General features: G+C 71.3%; 17 protein-coding genes. 12 read left to right on the forward strand and 5 right to left on the reverse strand.

The features are described 5' to 3' along the window. Positions 1-47: 47 nt before the first annotated feature. The 6 genes from I2W78_RS07220 (at position 48) to I2W78_RS07245 (ending at position 6,285) form a co-directional block, all read left to right on the forward strand. Positions 48-1,391 carry an ABC transporter substrate-binding protein gene (locus I2W78_RS07220; protein WP_196457947.1) on the forward strand — a complete coding sequence of 448 codons (1,344 nt, stop codon included), beginning with the start codon at positions 48-50 and terminating at the stop codon, positions 1,389-1,391. Positions 1,392-1,401: 10 nt separating this feature from the next. After that, a complete protein-coding gene (locus tag I2W78_RS07225; RefSeq protein WP_196457948.1) occupies positions 1,402-2,286 on the forward strand; it encodes a carbohydrate ABC transporter permease in 885 nt (294 codons plus the stop codon). Next, positions 2,286-3,209 carry a carbohydrate ABC transporter permease gene (locus I2W78_RS07230; protein WP_196457949.1) on the forward strand — a complete coding sequence of 308 codons (924 nt, stop codon included), beginning with the start codon at positions 2,286-2,288 and terminating at the stop codon, positions 3,207-3,209. Before I2W78_RS07225 ends, I2W78_RS07230 begins: the two co-directional genes overlap by 1 nt. A 121-nt stretch (positions 3,210-3,330) precedes the next feature. Next, on the forward strand, positions 3,331-3,456 hold the full coding sequence (locus I2W78_RS07235) for a hypothetical protein (protein WP_374222722.1): 126 nt from the start codon (positions 3,331-3,333) through the stop codon (positions 3,454-3,456). 169 nt (positions 3,457-3,625) lie between these two features. Beyond that, positions 3,626-5,044, forward strand: coding sequence for an AAA family ATPase (locus I2W78_RS07240; RefSeq protein ID WP_230885362.1), 1,419 nt, complete (start codon positions 3,626-3,628; stop codon positions 5,042-5,044). 197 nt (positions 5,045-5,241) lie between these two features. Then, positions 5,242-6,285: a LacI family DNA-binding transcriptional regulator gene (locus I2W78_RS07245; protein WP_196457950.1), complete on the forward strand. Its 1,044-nt coding sequence runs from the start codon at positions 5,242-5,244 to the stop codon at positions 6,283-6,285. A gap of 28 nt (positions 6,286-6,313) precedes the next feature. Here the strand turns inward: I2W78_RS07245 and I2W78_RS07250 are convergent, their stop codons facing one another. Together I2W78_RS07250 and I2W78_RS07255 are read right to left on the reverse strand one after the other, a co-directional pair. Further along, positions 6,314-6,961 carry a ThuA domain-containing protein gene (locus tag I2W78_RS07250; RefSeq protein WP_196457951.1) on the reverse strand — a complete coding sequence of 216 codons (648 nt, stop codon included), beginning with the start codon at positions 6,959-6,961 and terminating at the stop codon, positions 6,314-6,316. 94 nt (positions 6,962-7,055) lie between these two features. Further along, a complete protein-coding gene (locus I2W78_RS07255; protein WP_196457953.1) occupies positions 7,056-7,631 on the reverse strand; it encodes a hypothetical protein in 576 nt (191 codons plus the stop codon). Positions 7,632-7,692: 61 nt separating this feature from the next. On the opposite strand from I2W78_RS07255, the gene I2W78_RS07260 reads away from it, so the two are divergent. Together I2W78_RS07260 and I2W78_RS07265 are read left to right on the forward strand one after the other, a co-directional pair. Next, complete coding sequence (locus I2W78_RS07260) at positions 7,693-8,325, forward strand: VOC family protein (protein ID WP_196457954.1); 633 nt, start codon at positions 7,693-7,695, stop codon at positions 8,323-8,325. A 61-nt stretch (positions 8,326-8,386) separates the two neighbouring features. Beyond that, positions 8,387-8,794, forward strand: coding sequence for a VOC family protein (locus I2W78_RS07265; protein WP_196457955.1), 408 nt, complete (start codon positions 8,387-8,389; stop codon positions 8,792-8,794). On the opposite strand, the gene I2W78_RS07270 is transcribed toward I2W78_RS07265, so the two are convergent. Both I2W78_RS07270 and I2W78_RS07275 read right to left on the reverse strand, forming a co-directional pair. Further along, on the reverse strand, positions 8,777-9,466 hold the full coding sequence (locus I2W78_RS07270) for a helix-turn-helix domain-containing protein (RefSeq protein ID WP_196457956.1): 690 nt from the start codon (positions 9,464-9,466) through the stop codon (positions 8,777-8,779). The two genes, I2W78_RS07265 and I2W78_RS07270, sit on opposite strands and share 18 nt — an antisense overlap. Before the next feature lie 52 nt (positions 9,467-9,518). Then, positions 9,519-10,469: an AraC family transcriptional regulator gene (locus I2W78_RS07275; protein ID WP_196457957.1), complete on the reverse strand. Its 951-nt coding sequence runs from the start codon at positions 10,467-10,469 to the stop codon at positions 9,519-9,521. 81 nt (positions 10,470-10,550) lie between these two features. Here I2W78_RS07275 and I2W78_RS07280 point away from each other — a divergent pair, with 81 nt between their 5' ends. Next, positions 10,551-11,384, forward strand: a complete 834-nt coding sequence (locus tag I2W78_RS07280) for an NmrA family NAD(P)-binding protein (protein WP_196457958.1) — start codon at positions 10,551-10,553, stop codon at positions 11,382-11,384. An 11-nt stretch (positions 11,385-11,395) separates the two neighbouring features. On the opposite strand, the gene I2W78_RS07285 is transcribed toward I2W78_RS07280, so the two are convergent. Then, entirely contained in the window at positions 11,396-12,541 is a 1,146-nt protein-coding gene (locus I2W78_RS07285; RefSeq protein ID WP_196457960.1) for a YihY/virulence factor BrkB family protein, read from the reverse strand. 130 nt (positions 12,542-12,671) lie between these two features. Here I2W78_RS07285 and I2W78_RS07290 point away from each other — a divergent pair, with 130 nt between their 5' ends. From I2W78_RS07290 to I2W78_RS07300, 3 genes are all read left to right on the forward strand, one after another. Then, positions 12,672-14,306 (forward strand): acyl-CoA dehydrogenase family protein, encoded by a 1,635-nt coding sequence (locus tag I2W78_RS07290; protein ID WP_196457962.1) that lies wholly within the window; start codon positions 12,672-12,674, stop codon positions 14,304-14,306. A 346-nt stretch (positions 14,307-14,652) separates the two neighbouring features. Then, entirely contained in the window at positions 14,653-15,942 is a 1,290-nt protein-coding gene (locus tag I2W78_RS07295; RefSeq protein ID WP_196457964.1) for a GAF domain-containing protein, read from the forward strand. 195 nt (positions 15,943-16,137) lie between these two features. After that, entirely contained in the window at positions 16,138-17,337 is a 1,200-nt protein-coding gene (locus tag I2W78_RS07300) for a hypothetical protein (RefSeq protein WP_196457966.1), read from the forward strand. Positions 17,338-17,344 lie beyond the last annotated feature (7 nt).

Raw genomic sequence — 17,344 nt, forward strand, 5'->3', positions numbered from 1 at the left:
CGCGTCCCCCGCTGCGAGACGCCTACTTTCCGAAGGAACACGGTCCGATGAACTTCACCAGCCCCCGGAGAAGGTTCGCCCGCGCCGCAGTCGCGGGTGTCGCGCTCACCGGTCTGCTCGCCGCCTGCGGCGGCTCCGACTCCGGCTCCGACTCCGGAGACTCCTCGGGTTCCGGCCCGGTGACCCTGCCCTTCTGGGGCTGGGCGAACGGCCAGGAGGCGGTCGTCAAGGCGTTCAACGCCTCGCACGAGGACGTCCAGCTCAAGTACACGAAGGTCACCGACCAGTTGACCATGCAGAAGCAGCTGACCAACGCGGTCAAGGCGGGCAACGCCCCCTGCCTGGTGCAGAACACCGCCGAGTACGTGACGAGCTGGGTCGCTCAGGGCGCGCTCGCCGACATCACCCAGTACGTCGAGGGCGAGAAGGACAGGTTCAACGCCGGTTCGTGGGCCGGCGCCCAGGTGCAGGGCAAGCTCTACGGCGTCCCGACCAGCTCCTCGCCCAACTTCACGATCTACCGTGCCGACATCTTCCAGAAGTACGGCATCGAACCCCCGGCCACCTGGGACGACTTCATCGCCGCGGGCAAGGAGCTGAAGAAGCACAACATCAAGATCACCAACTACGCCGGTGAGGACCCCAGCACACTGGAGGTGCTCGCCATGCAGGCCGGCGCCCACTGGTACGCCGTCGACGGCGACTCCTGGAAGGTGAACTTCCAGGACGAGGGCACCCTCAAGGCCGCCGAGGTGATCCAGGAGATCATCGACAACGACCTCAACTCCAAGCTGTCCTTCGCCGACTACGCCGCCGTGCAGCGCAACTACGACAAGGGCGGCACCGCGACGCGGCAGATCTCCACCTGGCAGATGGCCGGCATGGTGCAGAACTTCACCGAGTCCTTCGGCGACTGGGCGCTCGCCCCCTGGCCGACCTTCACCGGCGAGGCACCCAAGACGCCGGCCGGCACCAACCTCACCGGCAGCGTGACCCTGGTGACCGAGCAGTGCGAGCACCAGGAGCAGGCCGCCGAGGCGGCGCTGTGGATGTCGACCGATGCGGACGCGGTGAAGACGATGGCGAGCCCGGAGACCGGCAACGGCGTGATGCCGGCCCTCGCCGACAGCCACGCGTACGTCGCCGAGTCGATCTCCGAGAAGCTGCTCGGCGAGCACTACGAGCCCGCGCAGAAGGTTGTGACCGACAGCCTCGGCACCGTCACCACGGACTGGACCTTCGGCCCCAACTGGACGGCCATGTTCACGGAGTTGCAGGCCGGCTGGGCCAGGGTCATCAACAAGGAACAGAAGGTCACGGACCTCCTGGCGCACATGCAGGAGTGGACCGTCAACGACCTGAAGTCCCGCGGTATCAGCGTCAAGAGCTAGGCACTCACCAATGATTCGCTCACTGCGCTGGAAGGGCGCCGCCTTCACGGTGCCCTTCCAGCTCGGCTTCGTCTTCCTCTACCTGCTCCCGATCGGGTACGCCGTCCACCAGTCCCTGTTCACCGAGCAGAGCTCGGGCCTGGGCCTCGGCGGCTCCACGGAGACGTTCTCCGGCCTCGACAACTACCAGCAGGGCCTGACCGACTCCGCGTTCATGGGTTCGGTGCTGCGCGTGGTGCTGTTCGCCTGTGTGCAGATCCCGGTGATGCTGCTGATCAGCCTGGTCCTGGCGCTGCTCCTGGACGCGCTCACCGCGCGCGCGGCCGGCGGCTTCCGGATCCTGCTGCTGGTCCCGTACATGATCCCGGGTGTGGTCGCCGCGATCGTCTGGATCAACCTCTACAGCCCCGAGGTCGGCCCGCTGACCCCGCTGGGCGAGGCGTTCGGTCTCGACTGGAACTTCTTCGCGCCGTCCATGGTCTGGCCGTCCATCGGCAACCTGCTCACCTGGCACGGCATCGGCTACAACATGGTGATCATCTACGCCGCCCTGCAGGCGGTGCCCCGCGAACTCTTCGAGGCCGCGCGCCTCGACGGCGCCTCCGAACGCCGGATCGCCCTCAGCATCAAGATCCCGCACGTGCGCGGCGCGCTCGTGCTGACGGGCATGCTCTCGATCATCCAGATGCTGCAGATCTTCAACGAGCCGGCCCTCTTCCGCAACATCACACCGCAGACGGTGAACGACAGCTTCACCCCGATCATGATCATCTACAACCAGGCGTTCAACGCGGGCGACTACCACTACGCCGCGGCCCTGTCGGTGCTCCTCGCGCTCATCCTCGGCGTCGCGTCCTTCCTCTTCTACCGGCTGACTTCGAGGGAGGCCGACTGATGGTGCTCACCGAGGACCGTACGGAAAAGCCCCCCACGCGCCCGGTGCGCCGCCTGGGCCGCCTGGGCCGCCCTGACCGCGCTGCCCGTTCACGGGGCGGGCAGCGCTTCCTCCTCATCGGCCTGGTCCTGGCGAGCGTCTACAGCCTGTTCCCGGTTTGGTGGCTGATCGTCGCAGCGACCAAGGACCGCACGGGGCTGTACCAGAGCAACGGCCTGTGGTTCTCCGGCATGCACCTGTGGGACAACCTGCGTCAGCTCTTCACATACGACGACGGCATCTTCCTGCGCTGGACGGCCAACTCGCTGTTGTACGCGGGCGTCGGCTCCCTGGGCGGCACCCTCATCGCCCTCGCCACCGGCTACGGCCTGGCCCGCTTCGACTTCCCCGGCCGCCGGCTGGTCTTCGCCTGCGTGGTGGGCTCGTTCCTGATCCCGATCGCCCTGCTGACGCTCCCGCTCTACCTGATGTTCTCGGAGATAGGTCTGGTCGACACCCCCTGGGCGATGCTGATCCCCTGCCTGATCAACCCCTTCAGCGTCTACTTGGCCAAGGTCTACACGGAATCGACGATCCCCTTCGAACTGCTGGAGGCGGCCCGCATCGACGGCGCGGGCGAGCTGCGGATCTTCTTCAGCATCGTGCTGCGCATGATGACGACCGGCGGCGCCACGGTGTTCCTGCTCGCGTTCGTCAACACCTGGAACGCCTTCTTCCTCCCCCTCACCGTCCTGCGCGGCGAGGAGAACTGGACCCTCAACCTGGGCCTGTACAACTGGTCCGGCAAACGCCTGGAATCCGGCGTCGACCTCACCAGCCTGGTCCTGACCGGCGCGCTGCTCTCCATCGTCCCGATGGCGATCATGATGATCGCGATGCGCCGCTACTGGCGGACCGGCGTCACGCTGGGGGCGCTGAAGTGACGCTGCTGCACAATCCCGTCATCCGCGGCTTCGCACCAGACCCGTCCATCGTCCGGGTGGACGACTGGTACTACGTGGCGACCAGTTCCTTCGAGTCGGACCATCGCTCGACTTCAGCCGACTGTCCGACGACTACGGCTCCCGCCTGCGTTTCACCGGCGCCATGGCCGGGATCCACGCCCGGGATCTCGTCGACGCGTCGTTCACGGCGGATTTTCAGGGCTTCAGGCTGGCGAGTCGTCCGTGAAATTGGGCACGCGGCGCACGGGCCGTGTCCGCACAGGTGCGTTCCTCGTTCTTAGGGATGTACTTCTTAGAACTACGCCCCTAAAGACGAGGTTGCCATGCCACGACCCGCTCCCCGAAACATCCCGAAGCCACCCCATATCTTCGACCGTGACTGGGAGTGGAGCGAGTTGACCGCATTCGTCTCCGACGAGGAGCCGGGGCCACGCCTCGCGGTCGTGTCCGGGCGTCGCAGACAGGGGAAGAGCTTCCTGCTCGAGGCCCTCACCGAAGCGACCGGCGGCTTCTACTTCGCCGCCGTCGAGGGTACGCAGGCGGAGGCGCTGAGTCTGCTCGGCCAGGAGATCGCACGCTTCACCGGCGCTTCCGTACCACTGCGCCCCCAGGACTGGACCGAAGCCGTGGAGCTGCTCTTCGACCTGGCCGCACAGCGCCCCGTCACGATCGTCATCGACGAGTTCCCCTTTCTTGTCCGGGGCGACGCTTCCCTTCCCTCCCGCCTCCAGAGGGCCATCGGCCACCGCGCGGGCCGCTATCTGCTCCGCCACCCCCGCATCCTCCTCTGCGGCAGCGCCATGTCGTTCATGGGCGGTCTGCTCTCCGGCACGTCACCGCTGTACGGGCGCGCGGGACTGAACCTGGTCGTGCACTCCCTGGGCTACCGGGAGGCTGCCGAGTTCTGGAACATCACCGACCCCAGGCTCGCAGTCCTCACCCACGCCGTGGTCGGCGGAACCCCCGCCTACCGACGGGAGTTCGTGGCCGACGACGTACCGGCGGGACTGGACGACTTCGACGACTGGGTGTGCCGTACAGTCCTCAACCCCATGCGCCCGATCCACGACGAGGCGGATTTCCTGCTGGCCGCCGAACCGGACGTACGGGATCGAGCGCTCTACCACTCCGTCCTCGCGGCGGTCGCGTCCGGCAACCACACCAGCGGTGGCATCGCGAGCGCGGTGGGCCGCAAGGCCACCGACATCTCCCAGCCGTTGACCGTACTCAAGCGGTGCGGACTGCTGACTGTGGAGGCGGACGCCTTCCGCGGCAACCGCAGCGCCTACCGCATCGCCGAGCCCCTGATCACGTTCCACCACGCGGTGGTACGCCCCAACCAGGTCCGCCTGACCCGCCGAAGCAACCCGGCGTCGGCCTGGGCGCAAGAGCGGGACACGTTCCTGAGCAAGGTCGTCGGCCCGCACTTCGAACGGCTGTGCCGCGAGTGGGTCTCCTGGCACGCCGAGCCCGACACCTTCGGCGGTCTCCCCATCGAGGTCACCTCGGGGACAGTCGCCGATCCCGCCGCGCGCACCTCCCACGAGGTCGACGTCGTCGTACGCGGCGCGGTCGGCCAGGACCACGGCATCCTCCTGTCGATCGGCGAGGCGAAGTGGAACAAGCTCATGGACGTACGACACCTGGACCGCCTCCGCCACATCCTCGGACTCCTCGCGGCCCGCGGCATCGACACCACCCACGCCCGCCCGGCCTGCTACAGCGGCGTCGGTTTCACCCCGGACCTGCAAGCAGCTGCAAAGCGTGGCGAAGTGGTCCTGGTCGATCTGGGACGCCTGTACGGCGGAGCGTGAGCCGGACCGCTTCGCCGTTCGAGGTTCCGAACGTTCAGGTCACCACAGCTCCAGTGATTCCCGGTGTCTTCCCGTCCGCATGCGGCCCACTTAGGGTAGGAAGCGCTTTCTATCATGGCCGGGGCTACCGGTGGGCGGGAAGCAGTGCTGGTCGCGGCTTTCGATGGCCCTCGGGCGGGCCGGAGAGGTGGTTCCCGATGGTCCGTACGGGGAGTGCGAGTGCGCCGGCGGGGCCGACGCTGGCGGTGGTGGCCCGGGAGGCGGGGGTATCGGTGCCGACCGCCTCGAAGGTGGTCAACGGGCGCGAGGACGTGGCGCCCGAGACGCGCCGCCGGGTCACGGAGGCCCTGGTCCGGCTCGGTTACGTGCGCAGACCGCGCCTCGACGCGGCGAAGGCGCCCCGCCTCGTCGACCTCGTCGTGCACTCGCTGGACAGTTCCTGGTCCGGAGCGGTGCTGCACGGCGTGGAGCAGGCGGCGCACGACGCGGGCCTGGACGTGGTCGTCTCGGCGGACCTCGCCCGCGGCCGGACCGGCCGCCCGGAGCGCGGCTGGCTGGACAAGCTCACCGCGCGCGGCTCGGCCGGGGTGCTGTTCAACCTCGCCGAGCTGACCGAGTCCCAATACGCGTGGCTCGAACAGCACCGCATCCCCTTCGTAATGATCGACCCGGTGCTCGAACCGCCGCCCGGCGTGGTGTCGGTGGGCGCGGCGAACTGGCAGGGCGGGGTGACGGCGACCGAGCACCTGCTGTCCCTCGGCCACGAACGCATCGCCGTCATCGCCGACCACCGCCGGACCATGAGCGGCAGCGCCAGGATCGCGGGCCACCGCTCGGCGCTCGCCTCGGCCGGGGTGCGCCACCACCCGGAGTACGTGCGGCACGCCGGGTTCGACGAGGCCATGGCCCGCAGACGCATGCGTGAACTCCTCGACCTGCCCGAGCCGCCGACGGCCGTCGTCGTCTGCTCCGACCGTATGGCCCTGGGTGTGTACGGCGCCGTGGCCGAGCGTGGCTTGAGGATCCCGCACGACATCAGCGTGGTCGGTTTCGACGACCTGCCCGAGGCCCGGTGGGCCACCCCTCCCCTGACCACCGTCCGTCAGCCCATCTCGGAAATGGCGGCCACCGCCCTGCGCCTGCTCGTCCGCATGATGGCCGACGACCGCCCGGAGAGCACCCGCACGGAACTGTCGACCCGCCTCGTGGAACGGGCCAGCACGGCTCGGCCGGCCGGGTAGTGCACGTAGAGGGCGGGCCGACGGCCCGTCAGTCGAGCCGCGCCGCCCAACGGATGCCGCCCCGCAGATGGGCCCGGAAGTCGGGGTCCGCATAGGCCTCGGAGGCGTGGCCGAGCGCGGTGTAGAAGACCCGCCCTGCACCCTTCTCCCGGCACCACGCCAGCGGATGGTCGTCCCCCATGCCACCGCCCTCGTACGAGGACTCGTCGGCGGACAGGAGCACGCGCACCGAACCCCGCGGGTTGGAGCGGAAGTCGTACCACTCGTCGCTGAAGTCCCACACGGCGGGCAGGTGCCGGGTGGCCGGGTGGTCGCGGTCCTCGACGACGGCCTTGCCGGGCTGGTACGCGGGGTGCCGGTCGAATCGGGCGCCGAGCAGTTCGCCGTAGTACGGCCACTCGTACTCGGTGCACGCCGCCGCGTGTACGCCGACGAAGCCGCCGCCCGCCTCCACGTACGCGGCGAGCCGCTCGCGTCCGGTCGCCGTCAGGACCTCACCGCTGGTGGAGAGGAAGACGACGGCGGCGTACCCGTCGAGGAAGGCTTCGAGAGCCGCCGGGGCCTCGGTGTGCTCGACCTCGAACCCGCCGAGTGCACGTACGGCGGCGACGGCGTCCGGGATGGAGTCGTGGCGGTAGGCGGTGGTACGGGTGTAGACGAGGAGTCGTGCGGCCATGTCGTCGAGCGTAGTTCTTTGTTCACGAGACGCGAGTCCCGCCGGACCGCCTTCCTGAAGCTTGCCGACGACCCCGGTCGCTGAGTCGGTTCGGTCAGCCGCCCGTGCCCACCTCATTGTTGGGTGCTCCGTCGCCCTCCGGAGGCAGGTCGCCGCGTTCCACGGGCGCGGTGGGTCCGGGGGCGGCGGACGGCAGGAGGGTGTCGAGTTCGTCGGCGGACGGGCGGTGGGCGGTGAGGGCCGCCTCGCGGAGGACGTCGCGGGAGACGCCCATGGTGCCGGTGACGCGGACGACATGGCCGTCCTTGGGTACGGCGTACTCGCGCTGCTCCCCGATGCCGCGGTACCAGGCGTCGCCGTCGCGCACGCAGTCGGGGCAGTCGGCGGCGGTCACGGTGCCCCGGTCGACGGTGAGTTGTATCTGGGCGCCGCCCTCCGGGGCGACGTACACGGCGTGGAAGCCGTCGCCGCCGTACACCCCGACGGACTGCTGGGCGAGGGTGAAGCCGTCCGCTTCGGTGGCGTAGACGTGTTCCGGCGCGATGCCCAACGTGCGCGCCCTGGAGGCGAGTTCGGCCGCGTCCGCGGGCTCCGTCTCGGTGCCGCAGCCGGTGAGCAGCACGGGGATCAACAGGGCTGTCCAGGGCAGCGCGCGCACGGGTCGTCTCATGCGCCCATCCTGCCGCACAGGTGTTCCACACAACGGAGCGGGTTGCGTAGCCTCGGCGGAGATGAACACGATTCCCGCACACCTCGACCATCTCGTCCTCGCGACCCCGGATCTGGTGGCAACGGTCGCCGAGTTCACGCGGCGCACCGGTGTGGAACCGGTTGCCGGCGGTGCTCATGTCGGTCTCGGCACCCGCAACTATCTGGTCGGTCTGGGCGGAAGCGGTTACCTGGAGATCATCGGCCCGGATCCCGAGCAGTCCACGCCCGACGGCCCCTGGGCCTTCGGCATCGACGAGCTGCCCGCGCCGCGCACGCTCACCTGGGCGATCAGCCCTCCCGACCTGGACGCCGCGGTGGCCTCGGCGCGGGCGCGGGGCTACGACCCCGGTCCGCCGCAGGCGATGAGCCGTCGCAGTCCCGACGGCACGCTCCTGCGCTGGCGTCTGACCGACGGCGCGGCCGCCCACCCCTCTGGCCTCGTCCCCTTCCTCATCGACTGGGGCTCCACACGTCACCCCGCCGCGAGCGGCCTGCCCGTCACTCCGCTGCTGTCCCTGTCGGCCACGGCACCCGATCCCGCCGAGATCCGCCCTCTTCTGGCGGCTCTGGACACCGAACTACCCCTCAGCGAGGGCCCGGTGGGACTGTCGTTCACGGTGGACACGCCAAGAGGGCCGGTGCGGTTCGACTGAGCGCACGACGCCGTCCGTTTTCTTCAAGACCCCTCCCCCCACCCCTGCCTACCGTGACCCCATGACTCCACGATTCGACGCCATCGGCCTCGTCGTCTCCGACATGGCCGCCTCTGTCGCCTTCTACCGTCGGCTGGGTTTCGCCTTCCCGCAGGGGGCGGAGGGGCAGCCGCATGCGGAGGCCGCGTTGCCGGGTGGGTTGCGGTTGTTGCTGGACACGGAGGAGACCGTGCGCTCGTTCCACGCCGGGTGGCAGCCGCCCGCCGGGGGCGGCCGGGCCTCGCTAGCGCTGTTGTGCGACGGGCCGGGTGAGGTGGACGCGGTGTACGAGGAGATGGTCGGCGCCGGCCACCAGGGCGAGCTCAAGCCGTGGGACGCCTTCTGGGGCCAGCGGTACGCCGTCCTGAACGACCCGGACGGCAACGGCGTCGACCTGTTCGCCCCGCTCCCGTCAGCCACCGCCCAGTAGCTCACCCAGGGTGGCCCCCGCCAGGTCCCTGACCTCCCGCGCCAGGTGCGGCTGGTCCGCGTAACCGGCCGCCACGGCTGTTTCCGCGAGCGGCGTGCCGTCCCGCGCGAGGGTCAGGGCCCGTTGCAGCCGCAACACGCGCGCAAGCGTTTTCGGGCCGTATCCGAAGGCGGTCAGCGCGCGGCGGTGCAACTGCCGGGCGCCGAGGCCGAGTTCGTCGGCGGTCGCGGCGACCGGGCGGCCCGCGTCCAGCGCCGTGACGATCCGCATCAACAGCGGGTCCGGTGGGTCGGCGTCGGCCGCCAGGGCCAGCGCCACCTCCTCCAGGCCGCTCGCGGGGTCGGCGGCCGCGTTCACGCGCGCGGTGAGCCGGCGTACCCGCGCGGCCTGCCACAGGTCGGCCAGTTCGACCCGCCGGTCGCGGACCTCGTGCGCGGGCAGCCCCAGGAAGGTGGGCGCGGTGCCCGGGAGGAAGCGGACGCCCGCCCAGGCGCCGCCCCTGCCGTCCGTGCGGTGCGCGCGCGTGTCCGGGCCCGCGACGAGGAGCCGCCCGTCGTGCCAGAGCAGGTCCATGCAGCCGTCGGGCAGCACCCGCCCCGCGCCGGCGGCAGCGGACGGGGTGTTCGTCCACACCACCGCGCCGGTCAACCGCGACGCCCGCTCCACGTACACGCTCGCCAGGCTACGCCGGGCCGTCCTCCGCGCACGGGGCACCCGCGCGGAGCTACACCCCCACCCCCTGCGCCCGCCGCGCCCGATGCTCCTGAGGACTCACCCCGTACACCCGTTTGAACGCACTGGACAGGGCGAACGCGCTCCCGTACCCGACCTGGCGGGCGATCGCTTCCAAGGTGTCGTCGGTGTCGCGCAGGCGGTCGGCGGCGAGGGCGAGGCGCCAGCCGGTGAGGTACGTCATCGGGGGTTCGCCCACGAGTTCGGTGAACCGGCGGGCGAGCGCGGCCCGGGAGACCCCGGCCTTGGCGGCGAGCGACGCCACCGTCCACGGATGCGCGGGATCGTCCTGTACGAGGCGCAGGACGCGGCCGACGACCGGGTCGGCCTGTGCCCGGTACCAGGCCGGGGCCTCGGCCTCGGGGCGGGAGAACCAGGCCCGTAGCGCGGCGATGACCAGCAGGTCCAGAAGACGGTCCAGGACGACCTCCTGGCCCGGTTCGTCGCGCACGATCTCCTCCATGAGGAGCGGGGTGAGCGGGCAGCGCCAGACATCCGAGGGGAGCGACAGCAGCGGCGGCAGGGCGTCGAGGAGCCGGCCGCTGATCTCGCCCTGCCAGAGGTAGGTGCCGATCAGCATCACCGCCGAACCGTCGAGCCGGTCGCCCCAGGTGCGCACGCCCAGGTCCATCCGGCCGCGCAGGGAGCCGCCGTCGGGGTAGCGGCACTCGCCGCCCGGCAGGATCAGCGCCTGCGGCGCCGTCGCCGGGTCGTCGCCGCAGGTGTAGGGGTCGGGGCCGCGCGCGATGGCGAGGTCACCGGCCCGCAGTCGTACGCGCTCGCCGGTGTCCGGGACGACCCAGGCGTCTCCGCGCACCATCAGCATCACGGTCAGCGGTGCCCGGTCCTCGACCCGCACGGCCCAGGGCGGGTCGAAGCATGCCCGGATCATGAAGGCACCACGCGCACGTGGGCCCTCCAAGAGGCCTGTCAGGGCGTCCATGGCGTCAGCGTAGACGCGCCCGCATGGGAATGAGCCGTTCAGCGATGGGCCCGGAAAGCGGTACGGCAGTTCACTGGAGGCATGGCGAAGAAAACGGACACGACAGTGGTGGTGACCGGGGCGACCGGTCGTACGGGCAGCAGGGTGGCGCGGGCCGTGCAGGCGGCCGGGCTGACGGTGCGGGCGGCCTCGCGCGCCCAGGGCTTCGACTGGGCGGACCGCTCGACGTGGGCGCGGACGCTGCGGGGCGCCGACGCGGCGTACCTCGTCCACCCCGGGGACGTCGGCTCCCCGCAGGCCACCCGGGCGGTCGGGCTGCTCGCGCACGAGGCGGTCTCCCTCGGCGTACGGCGGCTGGTGCTGCTGTCGGCGCGCGGCGAGGTGCAGGCGCGGCCGACCGAGGAGGCGCTGCGGGAGTCGGGCGCGGACTGGACGGTCGTACGGTCCGCGTGGTTCATGCAGAACTTCAGCGAGGGGCCCCTGGTGGAGGGGCTGCGGCTGAGCGGGGAGCTGGTGTTCCCGGGCGGTGAGGTGCGGGAGCCGTTCGTCGACCTGCGGGACGTCGCGGACGTGGTGGTGGCCGCGCTGGCGGCGGGCGACCGGTACGTCGGGCAGGGCATCGACGTGTCGGGGCCGCGGCTGCTGACGTTCGGGGAGGCGGTGGCGGAGATCGCGAAGGCGACGGGGCGGGAGCTGAGGTACCGGCCGGTGCCGGCGGCGGAGTACGGCGCGCACCTGGCCGCGTTCGGGGAGCCGCCCGAGGCGGTCGACCTGCTGGTGGACGTCTTCGAGACCCTCCTTGACGGCCGCAACGCCCACCTCTCGGACGGTGTCCAGCAGGTGCTGGGCCGCGAGCCGCGCGACTTCACGCAGTTCGTGACGGAGGCCGCGGCGGCGGGGACGTGGACGCCCTGAGCGAGGGCCCCTTACTTCTCCCCGGTCTCCTCCCCGCCTGGCTTGTGCGAGTTCTGCGCGCTCTTCACCTGCGTACGCAGTCGTGCCGTCACGTCCTCCGGCGGCAGGAAGCGGGACCAGCGCTCGGGGAACTCGGACGGCATGTCGGGGTCGTCCGGGTCGCGGGACGCGGCGGCGCGGGCGACGTACTCGGCGACCTGCGCCTCGCGCAGCCGTTCGTTGGCGGCGCGGGCGGCGGCCGTCGCGGCGGCCGGCCAGACGCGGTCGATCGCCGCGTTGACGGCGGCGCCGACCAGCACGGCGAAGGCGGACACACCGATCCACAGCAGAACGGCGACGGCGGCGGCCAGGGAGCCGTAGATCGTCGCACCCTCGATGGTGTTCTGCAGGTAGATGCGGAGCAGGAAGCTGCCGAGCACCCACATGCCGAGGGCGACCAGGGCGCCCGGGACGTCCTCGACCCACGGGGAGCGGACCGGGACCGAGACGTGGTACAGCGTGGTCAGGAAGACGATCGACAGCACGATGACCACGGGCCAGTACAGGACCTGAACCACCGTCGTCGACCACGGCAGGATCCGCACCACCGCGTCCGGACCGGCGACCATCAGCGGCAGCGCGACCGAGCCGATCAGCAGGGCCGCGATGAACAGCAGGAAGGCCACCAGCCGGGTCTTGACGATGCCGCGGACGCCGTCGAGGCCGTACATGACGGTGATGGTGTCGATGAAGACGTTCACCGCGCGGGAGCCGGACCAGAGCGCGAAGAGAAAACCTATGGAGATGACGTCCGGTCGCCCGCCCTGCATCACGTCGTCCAGGATCGGCCGCGCGATCTGGTTGACGCCCTTGTCGGACAGGACCGTGCGGGAGGCCTCCAGCAGGTTGGTCTCCAGGCTGGAGATCGTGTCGGTACCGGTCCAGTCGTCGACGTAGCCGAGCAGGCCGATGAGGCTGAGCAGCAGGGGCGGCACGGACAGCAGCGTGAAGAAGGCGGCCTCGGCGGCCAGACCGAGGATGCGGTACTCGATGCAGGAGTTGACGGTGTCCTTGAGCAGCAGCCAGGCCGTCCTGCGCTTGGAGACGTCCCGGTAGAGGGCACGCGCGCGGTGGAGGCGACCGGAGGGTCGTTCGGGGATATCACTTGCTGGCTGCACGACCCAAAGGTATCCGCCGCACGGGGCGCGGTTCACCCTGGTGGGACGGTGGGCCACGGGTGCCCGTGTCCGCGTCCGTGTCTGTGCCCGTGGGGTGACCGCCTCCGTACCTCGGGGTAGGTTCCGAGACATGGCACGCAGCACCCACACCGTGACCAACCAGGCGCCGCCGCTCGTGGGGCACGACGTCTTCCGCGCCGACCGGGCCCTCGTGGCGGCCGTCGAGCGGCACGTCGCCCCGCATCTGCTCGACGAGGTCCTGGACGAGCTGTCGGGGCTCGGCCGCACCTGCGGGTCGGCGCAGGCGCAGGAGTGGGGGGTGCTGGCCAACGAGAACCCGCCCCGGCTGCACACCCACGACCGCTACGGCCACCGCGTCGACGAGGTCGAGTTCCATCCGGCCTGGCACCGGCTGCTCGGCAAGGGCGTCGCCGCGGGCCTGACCGCGGCCTGGACGCGGCCCGCCGGGCATGTGCGCCGGGCGGCCGGGTTCCTGATGTGGACGCAGGTCGAGGCGGGCAACGGCTGCCCGCTGTCCATGACCCATGCCGCCGTGCCCGCCCTGCGCGTGGACCCGGACCTCGCCGCCGAGTGGGAGCCGCGGCTGACGTCCATGATCTACGACCGTGATCTGCGGCCCGCCGAGCAGAAGGCGGGGGTGCTGTTCGGGATGGGCATGACGGAGAAACAGGGCGGCAGCGACGTCCGCGCCAACACCACCGTGGCCCGGCCGCTGGCCGAGGACGGGACGTACGAGCTGACCGGGCACAAGTGGTTCTGCTCGGCACCGATGTCGGACGGCTTCCTGGTGCTGGCCCAGGCCCCGGGCGGGCTGACCTGTTTCCTGGTGCCGCGGGTGCTCGCGGACGGCACCAGAAACGTGTTCCTGCTCCAGCGGCTGAAGGAGAAGCTGGGAAACCGTTCCAACGCCTCCGGCGAGGTCGAGTTCGACGGGACCTGGGCGCGCCGGGTCGGCGAGGAGGGACGCGGGGTGCGGACCATCATCGAGATGGTCGCCGCGACCCGGCTCGACTGTGTGCTCGGCTCGGCGGGGCTGATGCGGCAGGCCGTCGTGCAGGCCGTTCACCACTGCACGTATCGGGAGGTGTTTGGCGGAAAACTGATCGACAAGCCGTTGATGCGCAACGTTCTGGCCGATCTCGCCCTCGAGTCGGAGGCGGCGACCACGCTCGGGCTGCGCCTCGCCGCCGCCTACGACGACGGCAGCGAACAGGAGCGGGCGTTTCTGCGCCTGGCGGTGCCGGCCGCCAAGTACTGGGTGACCAAGCGCTGTACGCCGGTGACGGTGGAGGCGGCCGAGTGCCTGGGCGGAAACGGTTACGTGGAGGAGTCGGGGCTGCCCCGGCTGGTGCGCGAGTCGCCGCTGAACTCGATCTGGGAGGGCGCGGGCAACGTCCAGGCGCTGGATGTGCTGCGCGCGCTGCAACGCGAGCCGGAGGCCCTCAACGCCTACCTCCAGGAGGTCGGCCTGGCACGCGGCGCCGACCACCGGCTGGACGCCGCGATCAAGAACCTGCTGACAGAACTGGCCGATCTGGAGGGCGTCGAGGCCCGCGCGCGGCGCCTGGTCGAGCGGCTCGCGCTGGTGCTGCAGGGGGCGCTGCTCGTCCGGTACGCGCCCCCGGAGGTCGCCGACGCGTTCTGCGGCTCGCGACTGGGCGGCGACTGGGGAAGCGCTTTCGGGACGCTTCCGCACACGCTGAACCTCGCGTCAGTAGTGGAGCGGGCGCGGCCGGTCTCCTGACCCGGGGTACGGCGGCTGTGGCGCCCTGCGGCGAAAGGCCCGCGCGCACCGGGAAAACCGCACGCCGACAGGGGTGGTGCTGCGCCGACACGGCACCACCCCTGCCCCTGCAGGCCCGTTGAGGCCATGCGCGCCGCACGGGCGACGTCGCTCAAGTTTCAAACACCGGGGGAGGTTCACCAGAGTTGCAAGGGGTTGCAACTTTCCGGTGTCTGTGACCGGACTGGGCCCCTCCGTCCTCGGCGGGCGGCAGTATGGGACGCACCATCAGGACGCGACCGGAAAACGACGCCGCCAGAGCTTGACAGCCGGTCGCACGTCAGTGTGAACCCGGGGGAGGACCACAGTGCCGCGGTCGCCGATGAATGTGACGGACCTGGCCGCCGTCGACGCGCCACGGGCCGCGCGAATGCTCAGCGCGGTGCGCGACGCCGCCCTCTCCGGCAAGCGCCCCGACCTCGCCCCCCGGCCGGTCATCGAGGAGTCCTGGGGTCGCATGCTGCGCGGTGGCGTGGACCCGGACCACGACTTCAGATCCGGCCTGTTGGAGCCGGAGGAGATCATGCGGCGGCGGCAGGACTCGCCGCTGCGGCATGTGCTGCCGGTGCTCAGAGAAGGCCTGGTCTCGGTCGCGGACACCGCCCAGCACATCATGGTGATCGCCGACGCGGACGCCCGGGTGCTGTGGCGCGAGGGCAGTTCCGCGGTGCTGCGCAAGGCGGACGGGCTGGGCTTCCTGCTCGGCGCCGACTGGCGGGAGAACATCGTCGGCACCAACGGCGTCGGGACGCCCGCGGTGGTACGGCGGCCCGTGCAGGTCTTCGCCGCGGAGCACTTCGTCCGCTCGCACGCCTCGTGGACCTGCGCCGGCGCCCCCATCACTGATCCGCGCGACGGGCGACTGATCGGCGTGGTGGACGTGAGCGGGCCGCTGGAGACGATGCATCCGGCCACCCTCGCCTGGGTCGACTCGGTGGCCAAGCTCGCGGAGGCCCGGCTGCGGGTGTTGCATCTGACCGCGCTGGAGCGGCTGCGCGCGGTGGCCGCTCCGGTGCTGGCCCGGCTGACCGGCCGCGCGCTGGTGGTGGACCGAGAGGGCTGGACCGCGGCCGTGACGGGGATGCCGTACACCAACCGGATCGCGCTGCCCAAGGCGCTCTCGCCGGGCCGCCGTTGGCTGCCCGTGCTGGGCCTGTGCGTGGTGGAACCGCTCGCCGAGGGCTGGCTGGTGCGGCCCGCCGACGAGCCGGTGCCGACCGGGGCCACCCGGATCGTGCTCGACCTGGGGCAGCCGCGCCGCTGGACGGTGACGGTGTCGGGCGGCGCGGGTTCCTGGACCCATGAACTGAGTCCGCGGCACGCCGAGTTGCTGTACCTGCTGGCCGAGCACCGGGCCGGCCGCACCGCCGCGCAGCTCGCCGCGGACGTGTTCGGCGACCCCTACCGCACCGTGACGGTGCGTGCCGAGATGTCGCGGGTACGGCGGTATCTCGGGGGCTTTCTGGAGCATCGGCCGTATCGTTTCCGCGACGATGCCGAGATCGAGGTGATCCTGCCGCCCCAGCCGTCCGACCTGCTGCCGCACTCCACCGCGCCGACGGTGCTCAGGGCGCGGGCGGCCTCGGGGGTGCCGTAGGCGCTTCGAAGGGTACGGCGTCGCCGTGCGTCCGCACGTGGCTTCCGCACGTCCGAGGGCTTCTTCCGCATATTTGCGGGGTCTGCGTCCACAGTCCGCCGTACCTGACGTAGCATCCACTATCGGGCCACCCCACCTGCTCCCAGGTCAACGCACAGATCATCAGGCGCAGTTGGCCCGCCTCGGGAGGACCAGATGAAGCATCGCGGCAGACACCGCCGACGCAAGCGGGGCCAGGCGCTGCGGGCGTTCCTGGCCGGGACCGCCCTCGCGCTCACCGGCGCCGCCACCCTGATCAGCGCCTCCCAGGCCACGGTCGGCACCGATCCGGGCGCCCTGAAGCCGGTCACCTCCGCCGCCTCCCTGGCGGATCTGCGGCTGCGCGAGGCGCGGATCCCGCAGCCCGTGCCCGACGGGCCGGCCCAGCCCGTCGGCGTCGCCACCGTCCTCACGGACGCCGACCGCAGCCTGCGTGCCGCGCCCGACTGCACCGGCGCCGAGCGCTCCGCGCTGCCCATAGCGCCCGCGGCCACCCGAGCGCACTGCTGGGACGAGGCCGGCACCGAGGGATGGCACACCGGCGCGGTGACCACCTCGGGGGACGCCGACGACGACGGCCGGTGGGGCGCGAACCGCGTGATCCTCTCCGGCTGGAGCGACCAGCGGGGCCACTCCCGGGTCGCGTTCGTCGACGCGGACGACCCGGACCGGCTCACCTACACCTGGGTGGCGCTCACCGTTCCGGCGGGCGGCGACCCCGTCGGCAGGCCACTCGTGTCCCCGTTGTCCGGAATGGTCTGGTACCAGGACAAGCTGCTCGTCACCGGCGACGAGGGGCGCGCCCTGTACGTCTACGACCTGGACCGCATCCGGCGCGCCTCCGCCGACACCGCCGCGACCGCGCCACCGGCGCGCGGCGACCGCTACACGCTGCCCGCCGTCCGCTCGTACCGTCTGACCGGCGCCCGGATCGGCGCGCTCTCCCTCGACCGCAGCACCACGCCCGACAGCCTCGTCGCGAGCGAGTCGGTCCCGGACGGCGACCGGTCCACCCGCCTGTGGCGCTACGCCCTCGACGACGACCCGTCCGACGCCGGCCTGCTCTCCACGGGGGCGCTGGAGGCGTACGAGACGAAGGCGGCCGACGTCCGTGGGGTGCTCGCCCACCGGTCCCAGTGGTACCTGTCCCGAGCGGCGGGCGAGCACGGGACGCTGTGGCGGCAGGACGACGGTGGCGCGCGGGCGGCGCGGTGCGGGACGGACGAGACGTATCTGTGCTGGAGCGGTCCCGCGCAGTCCCTCTCCTACTGGGAGGAGAGCGGTGAGGTCTGGTCGCAGTCGGGGCGGATGCTGTTCTCGCTGCCGCTGGACACGATCGACAGGGCGATGAGCTAGATGATTC

The sequence above is a fragment of the Streptomyces spinoverrucosus genome, assembly GCF_015712165.1.
GTDB lineage: Bacteria > Actinomycetota > Actinomycetes > Streptomycetales > Streptomycetaceae > Streptomyces > Streptomyces spinoverrucosus_A.

Excerpts from the sequence above, each read along its gene's own strand:
- I2W78_RS07220 (WP_196457947.1), top strand. The coding sequence starts at position 48 with ATGAACTTCACCAGCCCCCGGAGAAGGTTCGCCCGCGCCGCAGTCGCG.
- I2W78_RS07225 (WP_196457948.1), top strand. The coding sequence starts at position 1,402 with ATGATTCGCTCACTGCGCTGGAAGGGCGCCGCCTTCACGGTGCCCTTC.
- I2W78_RS07230 (WP_196457949.1), top strand. The coding sequence starts at position 2,286 with ATGGTGCTCACCGAGGACCGTACGGAAAAGCCCCCCACGCGCCCGGTG.
- I2W78_RS07245 (WP_196457950.1), top strand. The coding sequence starts at position 5,242 with ATGGTCCGTACGGGGAGTGCGAGTGCGCCGGCGGGGCCGACGCTGGCG.
- I2W78_RS07250 (WP_196457951.1), bottom strand. The coding sequence starts at position 6,961 with ATGGCCGCACGACTCCTCGTCTACACCCGTACCACCGCCTACCGCCAC.
- I2W78_RS07255 (WP_196457953.1), bottom strand. The coding sequence starts at position 7,631 with ATGAGACGACCCGTGCGCGCGCTGCCCTGGACAGCCCTGTTGATCCCC.
- I2W78_RS07260 (WP_196457954.1), top strand. The coding sequence starts at position 7,693 with ATGAACACGATTCCCGCACACCTCGACCATCTCGTCCTCGCGACCCCG.
- I2W78_RS07265 (WP_196457955.1), top strand. The coding sequence starts at position 8,387 with ATGACTCCACGATTCGACGCCATCGGCCTCGTCGTCTCCGACATGGCC.
- I2W78_RS07275 (WP_196457957.1), bottom strand. The coding sequence starts at position 10,469 with ATGGACGCCCTGACAGGCCTCTTGGAGGGCCCACGTGCGCGTGGTGCC.
- I2W78_RS07280 (WP_196457958.1), top strand. The coding sequence starts at position 10,551 with ATGGCGAAGAAAACGGACACGACAGTGGTGGTGACCGGGGCGACCGGT.
- I2W78_RS07290 (WP_196457962.1), top strand. The coding sequence starts at position 12,672 with ATGGCACGCAGCACCCACACCGTGACCAACCAGGCGCCGCCGCTCGTG.
- I2W78_RS07300 (WP_196457966.1), top strand. The coding sequence starts at position 16,138 with ATGAAGCATCGCGGCAGACACCGCCGACGCAAGCGGGGCCAGGCGCTG.